The 13,509-nt window shown below is 70.1% G+C and carries 13 protein-coding genes; 9 read left to right on the forward strand and 4 right to left on the reverse strand.

The genetic code is table 11. The annotated features are described in order from the left end of the window. The first annotated feature begins 141 nt into the window (after positions 1 to 141). From JHY01_RS04110 to JHY01_RS04145, 9 genes are all read left to right on the forward strand, one after another. A complete protein-coding gene (locus JHY01_RS04110; RefSeq protein ID WP_205324377.1) occupies positions 142 to 1,944 on the forward strand; it encodes a phosphoenolpyruvate carboxykinase (GTP) in 1,803 nt (600 codons plus the stop codon). Positions 1,945 to 2,126: 182 nt separating this feature from the next. Then, a complete protein-coding gene (locus tag JHY01_RS04115) occupies positions 2,127 to 2,894 on the forward strand; it encodes an isoprenyl transferase (protein ID WP_205324321.1) in 768 nt (255 codons plus the stop codon). A 106-nt stretch (positions 2,895 to 3,000) separates the two neighbouring features. Next, positions 3,001 to 3,426 carry an RNA polymerase sigma factor gene (locus JHY01_RS27595; RefSeq protein WP_205324322.1) on the forward strand — a complete coding sequence of 142 codons (426 nt, stop codon included), beginning with the start codon at positions 3,001 to 3,003 and terminating at the stop codon, positions 3,424 to 3,426. After that, positions 3,402 to 3,548, forward strand: coding sequence for a sigma factor-like helix-turn-helix DNA-binding protein (locus tag JHY01_RS27600; RefSeq protein ID WP_307814225.1), 147 nt, complete (start codon positions 3,402 to 3,404; stop codon positions 3,546 to 3,548). The genes JHY01_RS27595 and JHY01_RS27600 overlap by 25 nt, the downstream gene beginning before the upstream one ends. Next, a complete protein-coding gene (locus JHY01_RS04125) occupies positions 3,545 to 4,444 on the forward strand; it encodes a hypothetical protein (protein ID WP_205324323.1) in 900 nt (299 codons plus the stop codon). The genes JHY01_RS27600 and JHY01_RS04125 overlap by 4 nt, the downstream gene beginning before the upstream one ends. A 166-nt stretch (positions 4,445 to 4,610) precedes the next feature. Next, complete coding sequence (locus JHY01_RS04130; RefSeq protein WP_205324324.1) at positions 4,611 to 5,150, forward strand: RNA polymerase sigma factor; 540 nt, start codon at positions 4,611 to 4,613, stop codon at positions 5,148 to 5,150. Next, positions 5,147 to 5,986 carry a hypothetical protein gene (locus tag JHY01_RS04135; protein WP_205324325.1) on the forward strand — a complete coding sequence of 280 codons (840 nt, stop codon included), beginning with the start codon at positions 5,147 to 5,149 and terminating at the stop codon, positions 5,984 to 5,986. Before JHY01_RS04130 ends, JHY01_RS04135 begins: the two co-directional genes overlap by 4 nt. A 187-nt stretch (positions 5,987 to 6,173) precedes the next feature. Then, positions 6,174 to 6,725 carry an RNA polymerase sigma factor gene (locus JHY01_RS04140; RefSeq protein ID WP_205324326.1) on the forward strand — a complete coding sequence of 184 codons (552 nt, stop codon included), beginning with the start codon at positions 6,174 to 6,176 and terminating at the stop codon, positions 6,723 to 6,725. After that, positions 6,722 to 7,918: a hypothetical protein gene (locus JHY01_RS04145; RefSeq protein ID WP_205324327.1), complete on the forward strand. Its 1,197-nt coding sequence runs from the start codon at positions 6,722 to 6,724 to the stop codon at positions 7,916 to 7,918. Before JHY01_RS04140 ends, JHY01_RS04145 begins: the two co-directional genes overlap by 4 nt. Before the next feature lie 61 nt (positions 7,919 to 7,979). Here JHY01_RS04145 and JHY01_RS04150 read toward each other — a convergent pair whose 3' ends face one another. The 4 genes from JHY01_RS04150 to JHY01_RS04165 all read right to left on the reverse strand — a co-directional run bounded on the left by JHY01_RS04150 (position 7,980) and on the right by JHY01_RS04165 (position 13,434). Then, positions 7,980 to 8,534, reverse strand: coding sequence for an isochorismatase family protein (locus JHY01_RS04150; protein ID WP_205324328.1), 555 nt, complete (start codon positions 8,532 to 8,534; stop codon positions 7,980 to 7,982). Between the two features lie 123 nt (positions 8,535 to 8,657). Next, complete coding sequence (gene ctaD, locus JHY01_RS04155) at positions 8,658 to 10,334, reverse strand: cytochrome c oxidase subunit I (protein ID WP_307814220.1); 1,677 nt, start codon at positions 10,332 to 10,334, stop codon at positions 8,658 to 8,660. Between the two features lie 224 nt (positions 10,335 to 10,558). Beyond that, positions 10,559 to 10,963, reverse strand: coding sequence for a roadblock/LC7 domain-containing protein (locus tag JHY01_RS04160; RefSeq protein ID WP_205324330.1), 405 nt, complete (start codon positions 10,961 to 10,963; stop codon positions 10,559 to 10,561). 11 nt (positions 10,964 to 10,974) lie between these two features. Next, complete coding sequence (locus JHY01_RS04165; RefSeq protein ID WP_205324331.1) at positions 10,975 to 13,434, reverse strand: ATP-binding protein; 2,460 nt, start codon at positions 13,432 to 13,434, stop codon at positions 10,975 to 10,977. Positions 13,435 to 13,509: the final 75 nt, after the last annotated feature.

Below are 13,509 nucleotides of genomic sequence, written 5' to 3' on the forward strand. Positions count from 1 at the left end.
CGATCAGCTCCGGCCCATCGGCACGAACCGACGCGAGCCGCCACGAGCGGACAGCGCGCCGTGCATGAGAACAGCACCGAAGGAGCCACCGTGAGCATCGAAGTCTCCACCGCCAGTGTCGTCGACACCGGCACCGCCTCGATCGGACTCACCGATCCGCCCACCCGCCACCACAGGCTGCTCGCCTGGGTCGGCGAGGTGGCCGAGCTGACCGACCCCGACCAGATCGTGTGGTGCGACGGCAGCCCCGCCGAATGGGAGCGCCTGACCGCCGAGCTGGTCGCGTTCGGGACCCTCGAGCCGGTCCCCGCCAAGCCCGATTCGTTCCTGGCGCGCACCGACCCGGGCGACGTCGCCCGGGTCGAGGAGCGCACCTTCATCTGCTCGCAGGACCCCGAGGACGCCGGTCCCACCAACAACTGGACCGCGCCCGACTACATGCGCGAGACCATGACCGGCCTCTACCGCGGCTCGATGCGCGGCCGCACCATGTACGTCGTCCCGTTCTGCATGGGCTCGCTCGACGCGGAGGAGCCGATGTTCGGCGTGGAGCTCACCGACTCCGCGTACGTGGCGGTCTCGATGCACATCATGACCCGCATGGGCGCCAAGGTGCTCGAGAAGATGGGGAGGGACGCCGACTTCGTCAAGTGCCTCCACTCCGTCGGCGCGCCGCTCGCGCCCGGCCAGGCCGACGTGCCCTGGCCCTGCAACGCCACGAAGTACATCTCCCACTTCCCCGAGGACCGCGAGATCTGGTCCTACGGCTCCGGTTACGGCGGCAACTCCCTGCTGGGCAAGAAGTGCTACGCCCTGCGCATCGGATCCGCGATGGGCCGCGACGAGGGCTGGCTCGCCGAGCACATGCTCATCCTGCGGCTCACCAGCCCCGAAGGCCGGGTCTACCACGTGACGGGGGCGTTCCCCTCCGCGTGCGGGAAGACCAACCTCGCGATGCTGGAACCGACCATCCCCGGCTGGAAGGTCGAGACCCTCGGCGACGACATCGCCTGGCTCCGCTTCGGCGAGGACGGCCGCCTGTGGGCCTCCAACCCGGAGTACGGCTTCTTCGGCGTCGCGCCCGGCACCGACTACAAGACCAACCCGAACGCCATGCGCACCATCGAGAAGGGCCACACGCTCTTCACGAACGTCGCGCTCACCGACGACGGCGACGTGTGGTGGGAGGGCATGGGCGAGGCGCCCGAGCACCTGATCGACTGGAAGGGCCGGGACTGGACCCCGCACTCTGCAGAGCCTTCCAGCCACCCGAACAGCCGCTTCTGCACGCCGATCAAGCAGTGCCCGGTGCTCGCCCCGCAGTACGACGACCCGCGCGGCGTCCCGATCGACGCGATCCTCTTCGGCGGCCGCCGCGCCAGCACGATCCCGCTCGTCACGCAGGCCCGCGACTGGGTCCACGGCGTGTACATGGGCGCGACCCTCTCCTCGGAGACCACGGCCGCCGCCGTCGGGAAGGTCGGCGTCGTACGGCGCGACCCCATGGCGATGCTGCCGTTCATCGGCTACAACGCCGCCGACTACTTCGGTCACTGGATCGAAATGGGCAAGTCCGCCGCCAGCGAGGACCTCCTGCCCGAGGTCTTCTACGTCAACTGGTTCCGCCGCTCCGAAGACGGCCGCTTCCTGTGGCCCGGCTTCGGCGAGAACTCCCGCGTCCTCAAATGGGTCGTCGAGCGCCTCGAAGGCCGCGGCGAGGCCGTCGAGACCCCGATCGGGTACTGCCCGACCCCGGGTGCGATCGACGTCGACGGCATCGACCTGGCCGAGGCCGACCTCAAGGCCGCCCTCGAGGTGGACCGGGACGAGTGGGCCGCGGAGATCCCGCTGGTCGAAAGCTGGTTCGCGCGGTTCGGCGACCGGCTCCCGACCGTGCTCTGGAGCGAACTCGACGCGCTCAAGGAGCGCCTCGGCCTGCAGTGAGCCGACTTCCGCCGCCCGCGCGCCTCCCAGCGCGCGGGCGGCGGCGCACCCGCCGTGACGCACCGGCGGCGAAGCGTGCGCGACCTGATTCGACCTGCGGCTCGAAGCTCGCGAGCCGTGAAATCCCTGCCCACCGCGCAGCTCGCGAGCCGTGGATTCGGCACAGCCTACAATTGCCGGTTGTGGCGATCTCGAACCTGCTTTACCGGATCTACGAGCGTCGGCTCGCACGCGAGCTGACCGGTCAGCCGCTGCCGCGGCACATCGGCGTCATGGTCGACGGCAACCGTCGCTGGGCCCGCGACATGGGCCTGACCGACCCCAACGACGGTCACCGCGCCGGCGCGAAGCACATCGAGCGCTTCCTCGGCTGGTGCGAGGAGCTCGGCGTCGAGCACGTGACGATCTGGCTCCTCTCCACCGAGAACCTCTCTCGCCCGAAAGAGCAGCTCGACCCGCTCCTCGACATCATCGACGAGCTCGCCGGGGAACTCGCCGAGGACGACCAGCCCTGGCAGCTCCGCATGGTCGGCGCCCTCGACCTCCTCCCCGAAGCGCACCAGGCCGCCCTCAAAGGCGCCCAGCAGCGCACCGCCGACAAGCGGGGCATGCAGGTCAACCTCGCCGTCTGCTACGGCGGCCAGCGCGAGATCGCCGACGCCGTGCGCTCCTTCATCCTCGAGCAGGCCGCGACCGGCGCGAGCCTGGAGGAGGTCGCCGAGTCCATCGACGCCGACTCGATCGCCCGGCACCTCTACATGACCGGCCAGCCCGACCCGGACCTCGTGATCCGCACCAGCGGCGAGCAGCGGATCTCGGGGTTCCTGCTGTGGCAGTCGGCGTACTCGGAGTTCTACTTCTGCGATTCGAACTGGCCGGACTTCCGCCGGGTCGACTTCCTGCGCGCCGTGCGGTCCTTCGCCATCCGCGACCGCCGCTACGGCCGATGACGCACTGAAGAAGAACCCCGGTCCGGGTGGGACGCCCGGGGGCGCTCGTTCGTGTGGGGGATGCGGTCGACGCGACCGCGTCGCGACCCCCACAACGAGGAACCGCATGGATGCAGCAGTCGCCACGGAAACGCCCGTCATGGGCACATCACGCGCCGCGCCCGACGATCGGGCGGAGTTCGACGCCTTCTACGCCGGCAACGTCGGGCGGATCACCGCGCAGATCCGCGCCTACGTCGGCGACCACGCCGAAGCCGAGGACGTCGTCGCCGAGGCGTTCACGCGGGCCGTGGTCCGCTGGAAGACCTTGAGCACGTACGACAATCCGGCGGTGTGGGTCCGCCGTGTCGCCTGGAACCTCGCCACGTCGAGACTCCGGCGCGGGGCCTTCGCCCGGCGCTTTTCCTGCGCCGCCAGCGCATCGCCGACGTCGAAGGGCCCCAGCCCGACCGCGTCGATCTCGAACGCGCGCTCGCCGCGCTCAACGATCGGCATCGCAAGGCGATCATCCTCCACTACATCGCCGGGATGACCGGTGCGGAGATCGCCGACCAGGAGCGGGTCGCCGAGTCGACCGTCCGCACTTGGCTCGCCCGAGGCAGGGCCGCGCTGGCCGAGCGCCTGCGCATCGACGACTTCAAGGAGCAGCAGTGAGCATCCCAGACCCGATGGCATCGATCTTCACCGACTACACCGCCGACATCAGCGCCGAGGTGCAGGGGAGCGGCACCGGTCCGCTGCGGCGCAAGGCGAGGCGGCGCCGTATCGGCCGCACGGCCGCCGCGGGCACCGCTGCCCTCGCCCTCATCGCCCCGGCGACGTGGCTTCTGGCCGACGTCGCGGGGGCCGGCGAGCGGTCGCCCCAGCCGTACGCCGGGGCGACCGGGGACGCGACCGTCTCGGAGGAACCGGACGCCTCGCCGGAGGAGCCGGAGCCCTCGATCGAATTCCTGTTCGAGGAGGACCCCGTCGACGCCGGCGACCTCATGGGCGCGACGGTCGACATGCCCTCGTTCGTCCCCGGGAACGGCGAGGTCGAAGCGGTGTGCGGTTCCGGCGACACGGTCGTCGTCGACGGCATGTACCACGGGGCCGGGGAGAGCGGCGAGGTCGAGGAAGGCGAGGCGTTCGTCCTGGTGACCACGCAGGCCGTCGTCACCGCAGAGGACCGCATCGACATCGCGGACGGCACCGCCGCCTACGCGGACCTCAGTCTCGTGGGGTACTTCGGATGCGACTACGGCCGCGAGTTCGTCTTCCAGGTCGTGGTCCTCGAGGCGACCGGCGACGGCACGTGGAAGGCCGAGCAGCTCGTCCACTCCCAGCCCGGAGGCGAGGTGATCAAGGGGGCCATCACCGGCGACGACGGCGAGCTGCTGGTGGGATTCGCCGAGCGGTGGGACCCCGGTGCCGGGCCCGAGGACACCGACACCGAACACTGGATCGAGCACGTGCGGCTGGACGATGAAGGCGCCGCGGTGCGGGAGCCGTCCGAGTACGGGTACTGGTCCCTCGTGATCGATAGCAGCCCGCTCTTCCCCGCCGAGTAGGGCCGGTCGAAGCCCCCGCGAGCTCGCTCGCGGGGGCTTCGTCGTGCCCGAGGCGACGTTCACGGAAGATTCTTCGGATCCGGCTGCGTCATTCGGGTCGCGTGCTTCGTGTGGGGAGTGCGATCGAACCGACCGCACGCCCCCGACCCTGGAATCGAGGAACCGGATGACCGCGAGCCCCATCGTGCAACAGTCCACTGTGTCTCGGGCATCACCCGTGGCCCGCGCCGACTTCGACGGGTTCTACGCCGCGAACGTCGACCAGATCACCGCGCAGATCCGCGCTTACGTCGGCGACCTCGCCGAGGCCGAGGACCTGGTCGCGGAGGCCTTCTGCCGGGCGCTCGCCCGCTGGGGGTCGATCGGCGCCTACGACAACCCCGCCACCTGGGTGCGTCGGGTCGCCTGGAACCTGGCGACCTCCCGGCTGCGCCGCGCCGCCGTGCTGCGCCGGTTCCTGCGGTGGCAGCGGCCCGCGACCGCCGAAGCCCCCGGTCCGGACCGGATCGATCTGGAGCAGGCGCTGTCCGAGCTGAACGTGCGCCACCGCAAGGCCGTCATCCTCCGCTACATGGCGGGCATGACCACCGCCGAGATCGCCGACCAGGAGGGCGTGACCGAGTCGACCGTCCGCTCCTGGCTGACACGAGGAAAAGCGGCGCTCGCCGAGCGACTGCGCATTGAGAACTTCGAGGAGAGCCGATGACCACCCCTGAGCGAGACCCTTTGAACGCCATGTTCGACCGGTACGCCGCGACCACCGCCGCCGAGACCACCCGGGCCACTCCCGGCCAGCTGCGGCGGCGGATGCACCGGCACCGGGCCGCCCGCGTGGCGGCGGCCGGTGTCGCCGCCGCGGTCCTGGCCGTCCCCGGCGGCTGGATGCTCCAGCAGGCCGGAGCGTCCGACGAACCTCTCGGCGCCGCAGACCAGGGCGCGACCTCGGAGGAGCCGCCCTGCGTGGAGGGCGGAAGGTACGCGATCCTCGCCGAGGGCACCACCATCGAGGACTACCTCGCCGCCGAGGAGATGGGCGGGGGCGTGATCTTCAGCCAGTACGAGACCATCGAGGCGCTCGCCGCGGACCCCGCACTCTACAGGTTCGCCTCGCTAGCCGAAGGGGCCGAGGAAGACGCCTTCAAGGGAAACATCGAGGACGCCAAGGAGGTGCAGGAGGAACACGGCGGGTACATGATCGTCGTGGAGTTCTACGGGACCTTCGAGAGGGACGCCCCCGTGGAGGTGCTGTACCCGTGCGAGGAGCCGCCCGTCGATGAACGGAGCGTGTGCGCGGACGTGGACCAGTCGCCCACGCAGGTGCCGTGCGAGGAGTCGCCGACCGAGACGCCTTCCGAGGAGGGCCTGCCCGGCGACGGACCCACCGAGGCCGAGCCGGAGATCGGTGAGGAACCGACCGGAGTCGGTGAGGAACCGACCGGGCCCGACGAGGAACCCACCGAAGCGGGCGACGAGTCGCCGACCGAGGAACCCTCCCCCGGGGATGAAGAGGAGCCCACCGCATCCGAGCAGGCCACTTCCTGATCGCCTGCGCGAGAACGAGGCCCCCGCGAGCTGCGCTCGCGGGGGCCTCGCCGCGTCCACTGTCCCGGATGCCCGACCGCAGTGGGCGAGGCCACTCGATCCCATTGCGGCATCCGCTGCATTACTTTGAGGGCGCCGCTCGTGTATCTAGTGCGGACCCCCGCCATACCCGAGTTGAGGAGCCCCGATGATGACCCGCGACAGTCCAGACGCCATATTGGACAGTGTGTCCGTGGAGCAGCCGCCGCTGCGCGCCAACCAGGATTTCGACGACTTCTACGCCGCCAACGTCCGCGCCCTCACCAGCCAGCTCCTCGCCTACACCGGCAACAAGGCCGAAGCCGAGGACCTGGTCGCCGAGGCCTTCTGCCGGGCGCTCGCCCGCTGGAAGAAGGTGCGCGAGTACCAGAACCCCGTGGCCTGGGTGCGCCGCGTCGCCTGGAACCTCGCCACCAGCCAGCTGCGCCGCCGCGGCGTCGTGCAGCGGTTCCTCAACCGGCAGCGGGAGACCCACGAGACCGCGCCCGACGGCGACCGCGTCGACCTGATGCGCGCGCTCGCCGGGATCACGCCCAACCACCGCAAGGCCGTCATCCTCCGGTACATGGCGGGACTCACCGTCACCGAGATCGCCGAGCAGGAAGGCGCCGCCGAGGCCACCGTCCGGTCCTGGCTCTTCAGAGGCAAAGCCGCACTGGCGGAACGACTCACCATCCAAGACGAGAAGGAGCAGCGATGAGCACCCCGGAAGACGAGATCCGCTTCGCAGCGGCCTTCAACGAGCTCGGCGAGTCCGCCGAACTCATGGTCGAGCCGCCGACCGCCGCCGCCATCCGCGGCAAGGTCCGCCGCCGCCGCGCCACCCGCGTCACCGTGGCCGCGGTCGCCGCGCTGGCGCTCGTCGCCCCCGCCTCGTGGGCCCTCCAGCAGGCCGCGACGGCCGAGGAGCGCGAGGCGCCGTTCATCGCCGAAGAGCGGACCACCGAGGCCACGGCCGGTGAGGACTCCGTGAAGCCCCAGGAGCCCACGCCCTCGGACGAGCCCTCGGCCGAGCGCGAGACGATCGAGTACGACGCGCCGCCCACCTTCGACGAACTGGTCGGCACCGCACTCGACCTGCCCTCGTTCATCCCCGGCGCCGGCATCGACGAGGTCTGCCCGGTCGACGGCGCAGTGCTCGAAGACGGCAGGAACGGCGGCTACATGGACGGCGGCGGGCGGATCGGGCTCCTCGAAGTCGTCCACACCCCCATGGGCGAAGGCAGCAGGGATTTCCCGGTCCTGCTCCTCGGCTGCCGATTCGGTGAAGCGGCGGCGTACCAGGTGGTGCTGCTCGACCAGAGCGAAGGCACCGGCGAGTGGTACACCTGGACGCAGCTCAGCCACTCCGTGATGAACGCCGACCGCCCCTATGACATCGCCGCCGATCCCGACTACGGCGTGCTCATCGGCGTCGCCGAGCGCTACGCCTGCTGCGCGACCGACCCCGACGAACTCGACTACTGGGTCGAGCGGGCCCGCCTCGACGGCGAGAGCGACGTCGTGCTCGAGCGCGTCGAGGACGGCCCACTCACCAACGTGTCGGTCTCGGTCGAGTCGACCGGGACGAACGCCGACGGCTTCACGGAGATCATCGTCAGAGTCCTGAACGAGGGCGACGTCGCCTCGGGCGACTTCCTGCTGAGCGCCTGCGCCGACCCCGAGGAGATCCAAGCGGACTTCTCCGTCCAGGACTGCACCGAGGGCATGCACGTCGTCGAGGCCATCGGCCCGCTGCAGCCCGGCGAGGAGCACAGCACCTCGTGGGAGGTCGCCGCGTCCGGCGGCGCGATCCTCCGCTTCGAGATCGACCCGGACACCTTCACCACCGCGGGGATCGCCCGCGACCTGGTGTTCGCCGACAACTCCGGCTACTACGAGTGGGCGCTCTGAGCACCCCCTGAACGACGAGGCCCCCGCGAGCGCTGCTCGCGGGGGCCTCGTCGCGTCGTGTTCAGGCGAGCGCCACGCCCGCCGCTTCGAGTTCCTTGAGGGCCTTCGCCTTCGTCTCCTCCGCGACCGCAGCCGTGTAGTCGAGGAGGACCGTGGTCGCGAAGCCCTCGGCGGCGGCGTCCAACGCCGTGGCGCGGACGCAGTGGTCGGTGGCGATGCCGACGACGTCGACCGCGTCGACGCCGCGTTCACGCAGCCATTCGGCGAGGCTCGTCTCGCCCGCCGAACCCTCGAAGCCCGAATACGCGGCCTCGTACGCGCCCTTGTCGAACACCGCCTCGGCGACCGAGTGGTCGAAGCCGGGGTGGAAGGCCGCGCCCGCGGTGCCGACCACGCAGTGCGGGGGCCACGAGTCGCGGAAGTCCGGTTCGGCCGAGAAGTGCAGGCCCGGGTCGATGTGCCAGTCGCGGGTGGCGACGATGTGGTCCCAGCGGCCCGGGGCGGACCCGATCAGCTCGGTGACCGCGGACGCGACCGCCGCGCCGCCCGCGACCGCGAGCGACCCGCCCTCACAGAAGTCGTTCTGGACGTCTACCACGATCAATGCCCGGCTCATACTTCGATCCTAGTGACGAGGCCACGGCAGTGGAACCCCCGGTGCGCGCCCGCGCGCGTTTTTCCCTCACCGCGAACGAAAGAAGCCCGGGAGCGAATGCTCCCGGGCTTCCTTACGCGTGCTTTAGTGCCCCTTGACTTCCTTGACCAAGTGGCCCCACTTCTCGTCGAAGACGGGGCGCTCCGAGCGGATGCGCGGGAGCCGGTCGAAGTTGCGCAGCGGCGGCGGGCAGCTGGTCGCCCACTCGAGCGAGCCGCCGTAGCCCCACGGGTCGTTGGTCTCGACGACCCGGCCGGTCTTCCAGGACTTGAACAGGTTCCAGATGAACGGCAGGGTCGAGAGGCCCAGGACGAACGCGCCGACCGTGGAGATCATGTTCAGCGTCGTGAAGCCGTCGGACTCCAGGTAGTCCGCGTACCGGCGGGGCATGCCCTCGGAGCCGAGCCAGTGCTGCACCAGGAACGTGGTGTGGAAGCCGATGAAGGTCAGCCAGAAGTGGACCTTGCCGAGCCGCTCGTCGTACATGCGGCCCGCGACCTTCGGGAACCAGAAGTAGACGCCGGCGTAGACGGCGAACACGATGGTGCCGAACAGCACGTAGTGGAAGTGCGCCACCACGAAGTACGAGTCGGAGACGTGGAAGTCCACCGGCGGGCTGGCGAGCAGGACGCCCGAGAGGCCGCCGAGGAGGAACGTGACCAGGAAGCCGATGCTGAACAGCATCGGGGTCTCGAAGGTCAACTGGCCCTTCCACATGGTGCCGATCCAGTTGAAGAACTTGACGCCCGTCGGGACCGCGATCAGGAAGGTCATGAGCGAGAAGAACGGCAGCATGACCGAGCCGGTGGCGTACATGTGGTGGGCCCACACGGCCATCGACAGGCCCGCGATCGCGAGGGTCGCGGCGACCAGCGTCTTGTAGCCGAAGATCGGCTTGCGGCTGAACACCGGGAAGATCTCGGAGACGATGCCGAAGAACGGCAGCGCCACGATGTACACCTCCGGGTGCCCGAAGAACCAGAACAGGTGCTGCCACAGGATCGCCCCGCCCGTCTCCGAATCGAAGACGTGCGCGCCGAGCTGGCGGTCGGCCATGACGGCGAGGAGCGCGGCGAACAGGATCGGGAAGACCAGGATCACCAGGAGGCTCGTGATGAGGATGTTCCAGGTGAAGATCGGCATCCGGAACATCAGCATGCCCGGGGCGCGCATCGTGATGATCGTGGTGATCATGTTGACCGCGCCGAGGATGGTGCCGATACCCGAGATGGACAGGCCCACGAACCACATGTCGGCGCCGATGCCCGGCGAGTTGACCGCGTTCGACAGCGGCTGGTAGGCGAACCAGCCGAAGGAGGCCGCGCCGCCCGGGGTGATGAAGCCGGAGACCGCGAGGATCGAGCCGAGCAGGTACAGCCAGTACGCGAACGCGTTCAACCGCGGGAACGCCACATCGGGCGCGCCGATCTGCAAGGGCACCAAGTAGTTGCCGAACGCGAACACGATCGGGGTCGCGAACATCAGCAGCATGATCGTGCCGTGCATCGTGAACAGCTGGTTGAACTGCTCAGAGGACACGATCTGGAGGCCCGGCTGGAACAGCTCCGCGCGAATGAGCAGCGCGAGGACACCGCCGATCGCGAAGAACGCGAAGGACGTCACGAAGTAGAGCAGACCGATCTGCTTCGCGTCCGTCGTGCGGAGCGTGCGGGCGAGCCAGGAACCGTTGGGCTCCCGGCGTACCGGCCAGGGGCGCGCGACGATAGGCGTTGGCTCAAGCTTCGGCTCAACCGTGGTCACCTGTGGGCCTCCATGATTCATTTCCAGGTAGCGAACGCAGCATAGCCCCGGGAACGGCCGCCGATGCGGAGGGGGATTGCACTAGCGGCGTGGCGGAGCGTGATCGATTGCTGTGCTCATCGTGGTTGTCGCAGGTGGGCCGTGCGACCGGCTTTCGGTGAGGAGTGGTGCCCGCGGGCGGCGGACGCGGCCCGGCGCCCGCGGGTGAGCAATCTCCTACAGCGTTACAGGCTGCCCCGGGCGTCGGGTTCGAGCGCCGCGTAGACCCGCTTGACCAGGAGGGCGGTCTCGTAGCCGACCTGGCCGAGGTCGCAGCCGGCGTTGGCGAGCACGGCGAGCTGGGCGCGGTCGCCGACGGCCATGAGGAGCAGCACGCCCTCGTCCATGTCGATGACGGACTGGCGGATCCGGCCCGCGTCGAGGACCTTGGCCGCCCCCGTCGTCAGGCTCGCGAGCCCTGAGGTGATGGCGGCGAGCTGGTCGGCACGGTCGGTCGACAGGCCGCGCGAGGCGGCGATGGCGAGGCCGTCGACGGAGACCGTGAGCGCCTCGGAGACGTCCGGGACCTTCTCCACGAAGGAGGTCAGGAGCCAGTCGAGTTCACCGACGTTCTTGTCCTTGTTGTCCATCTCGCTGCTTTCTATTGGCGTTGTTCGTGCGCGGCGGCCGCCGCGATGCCGGAGGCGAAACCGGCGAGCCGGTCGCGGATCTCGGCAGGGTCGAGGTCGGTTCCGCCGCCGCCCGAACGCGAGCTGGGCACGGAGCCGGGGAGCAGCCGGGAACCGGGCGCGCGACGGGGCAGTTCCGCGCCGTTGACCCTGCCGGAGGTTTCGAGTGCTCGGTTCACTTTCCTGAAGGTAACATCCAGCGTCTCGGGCGCAGGCCCCGCAGGTGCGTGGGACCCGTTACCCCCGTTGCGCGGCGCCGGCCCCGGCGAAGCCTGCGAGCCGTAATGAGGCCCGGCCACAGGCAGTGGTTCGGGGGCCGATCCGGCGCGGCGCGGGCGCGGCACGATCGGTTCGACGGCGCCCGGCACGCCCGTGTCGGCGCCCGTCCCGGTCACCGGCAGGTTCGCGGCGCGGGCCGAGAGCGCGAGCTGCGCCGCCGTCCCGGAGCGGTCGCTCGGCGAGAGGCCCACCGGGTCCTCGGCGTGCGCGCTCGCGGGGATGCGCACCAGGGCGAGCGTGCCCTTGCCCATCGTGGAGTGCAGCTGGACGCTGATCGAGTGCTCGGCGGCGAGCCGCCCGACCACGAGGAGGCCCATGGTCGCGGTGAGCTCGGAGTTCAGCTGGGTCGGCTCGGCCAGGCGGCGGTTGATCGCGGCCATCGGCTCGGGGGCGAGGCCGATGCCGTCGTCGGCGATCGAGATGACGATCTCCGAACCCGAACGGCGGGAGGTGACCCGCACCGACTGCGTCGGCGGCGAGTACGACGCGGCGTTGTCGAGCAGTTCCGCGAGGATGCGCACCAGGTCGCCGGCGGGCTTGGTCTCGAGCCTGGCCCCGACCTGGTTCTCGACGACGACCCGTCCGGCGTCCTCGATCTCGGCGACGGCGTCGCGGATGATCGCCTCGAGCCCGGCCGGGTGGTTGTAGCGGCGCTGCGGGTCCCCGCCGGCGAGCAGGAGCAGGTTCTCCTCGTTGCGGCGCATGCGGGCCAGCAGGTGGTAGACGCTGCGCCACTCGTCGGGAATGGGGGCGGCGCCGTCCCGGTCCTCGACGAGGGCCTCCATGACCTGCTGCTGGCGTCGGATGAGGCTCTGGCCGCGGCGGGCGAGGGTCTTCATCATCGCCTCGACGTCGATGCGGAGCAGCGCCTGGTTCGCGGTCTGCCGCAGCGCCTGGTGATGGGCGGCGCTGAAGGCCTCGGCGAGGCTGTCGAGCTCGTCGGCGTAGCGCGAGTCGGTCTGCAGCACCGTCTGCTGCTTCGCGTCCTGGAGCAGCCGGTCGACTTCGTTCGCGTTGGCGGCCTGGGAGACCGCGGCCACCGTCTTCGGCAGCGTGTCGTACGCGGCGGTCAGGGTGGCCTCGCGGACGCCGTCGACGCGGAGGCTGATCCGGCGCGCCAGCATCGCCGCGGAGATGATCGAGGTCAGCGCCAGCACCAGCACCAGCGCGAACGTCGTCAGGAGGGTGCGGGAGGCGCTCTCGCGCATCAGGTTCACGTCGTCGTTCATGTACGCGAGGACGGCGATCTGCGTGGTGTCGAGGGAGGCGACGACGGCGCCCTGCGCCTCCAGGAAGTCCTGGGGCGAGATCGTCGGGATGTTCCCGCGGAGATACACCCCGAGGGCGGTCCGCGCGGCTCGGACCTCGTCGGACTCCATGGCCGTCTGGTAGGTCGAGGCGGTCTCGCTGGAGGCGTTCGACCTGAACTCGACGATCTGCTGGTCGAACTTGCCGGAGAGGGTCGCGACCTGGCCGAGGACCTCGCGGTCGACCCGGATCTCGCCCGTCTGGTCGAGCATCGCCAGGTCGGCGGAGACGGTGAACTGGATTTCGGCGGCGAGGCGGCCGGCCTGCATCACCGCGGCGAGGGAGTCGAGGTGCGAGGAGATGTCGGCGTCGTTGACGAGGCGGGGGAGGATCGCGGCGACGCCGACGATGTGGTCGGCGGCCTCGCGGTAGGAGAGGAACGCGGCGGCCACGTCCTCGTCGGTGTACGCGGCCTCGCCGGTGGCCATCGCGTCGAACGTGGAGCGCGCGGTCTCGAGCTCGCCGACCTTCTCGAACAGCGTCTGCATGTCGTCGTCGAGCTCGGGGAAGCGGGCCGCGGCGGCGTCCGAGATGCCTTGCAGCGCCGTGTAGGCCTTGTCGGTCTCGCGGCGGGCCACGGCCGATTCGAACTGGCCGCCGCCCTGGTTGATCACCGCCAGTGCGAGCGGGCCGACTTCGAGCTGCTGCTTGTCGAGGGCGTTGTTGAGCCCTTCGGAGAGTTCGGCGAGGACCTCGGCGTCGGCGGCGTTCTGGTATTCGTCCCACACCGTCACCGTCTGGAACAGCCCGAGCACCAGCATCCCCATGAGCGCCGCCGCGATCGGCAGCATCAACTGCGCCCGTATCGGGAGACGGCTGGTGCGCTGCCGGCTTTTACGAGCCATCGGGGGCGTCCTTTCTGAGGGGCGAAAGCGCTGCGGCGTGCTGGTGACCATCTTCGCTTGTGCTTTCGGGGCTGT

Source organism: Glycomyces sp. YM15 (assembly GCF_016918015.1).
Taxonomy (GTDB): Bacteria; Actinomycetota; Actinomycetes; order Mycobacteriales; family Micromonosporaceae; genus Glycomyces.

What these genes read in the sequence shown, in the direction of transcription:
- JHY01_RS04160 (WP_205324330.1), bottom strand. Translation starts at nt 10,963, where the DNA reads ATGGACAACAAGGACAAGAACGTCGGTGAACTCGACTGGCTCCTGACC.
- JHY01_RS27595 (WP_205324322.1), top strand. Translation starts at nt 3,001, where the DNA reads ATGGATGCAGCAGTCGCCACGGAAACGCCCGTCATGGGCACATCACGC.
- JHY01_RS04130 (WP_205324324.1), top strand. Translation starts at nt 4,611, where the DNA reads ATGACCGCGAGCCCCATCGTGCAACAGTCCACTGTGTCTCGGGCATCA.
- JHY01_RS04145 (WP_205324327.1), top strand. Translation starts at nt 6,722, where the DNA reads ATGAGCACCCCGGAAGACGAGATCCGCTTCGCAGCGGCCTTCAACGAG.
- JHY01_RS04140 (WP_205324326.1), top strand. Translation starts at nt 6,174, where the DNA reads ATGATGACCCGCGACAGTCCAGACGCCATATTGGACAGTGTGTCCGTG.
- JHY01_RS04165 (WP_205324331.1), bottom strand. Translation starts at nt 13,434, where the DNA reads ATGGCTCGTAAAAGCCGGCAGCGCACCAGCCGTCTCCCGATACGGGCG.
- JHY01_RS04135 (WP_205324325.1), top strand. Translation starts at nt 5,147, where the DNA reads ATGACCACCCCTGAGCGAGACCCTTTGAACGCCATGTTCGACCGGTAC.
- JHY01_RS04150 (WP_205324328.1), bottom strand. Translation starts at nt 8,534, where the DNA reads ATGAGCCGGGCATTGATCGTGGTAGACGTCCAGAACGACTTCTGTGAG.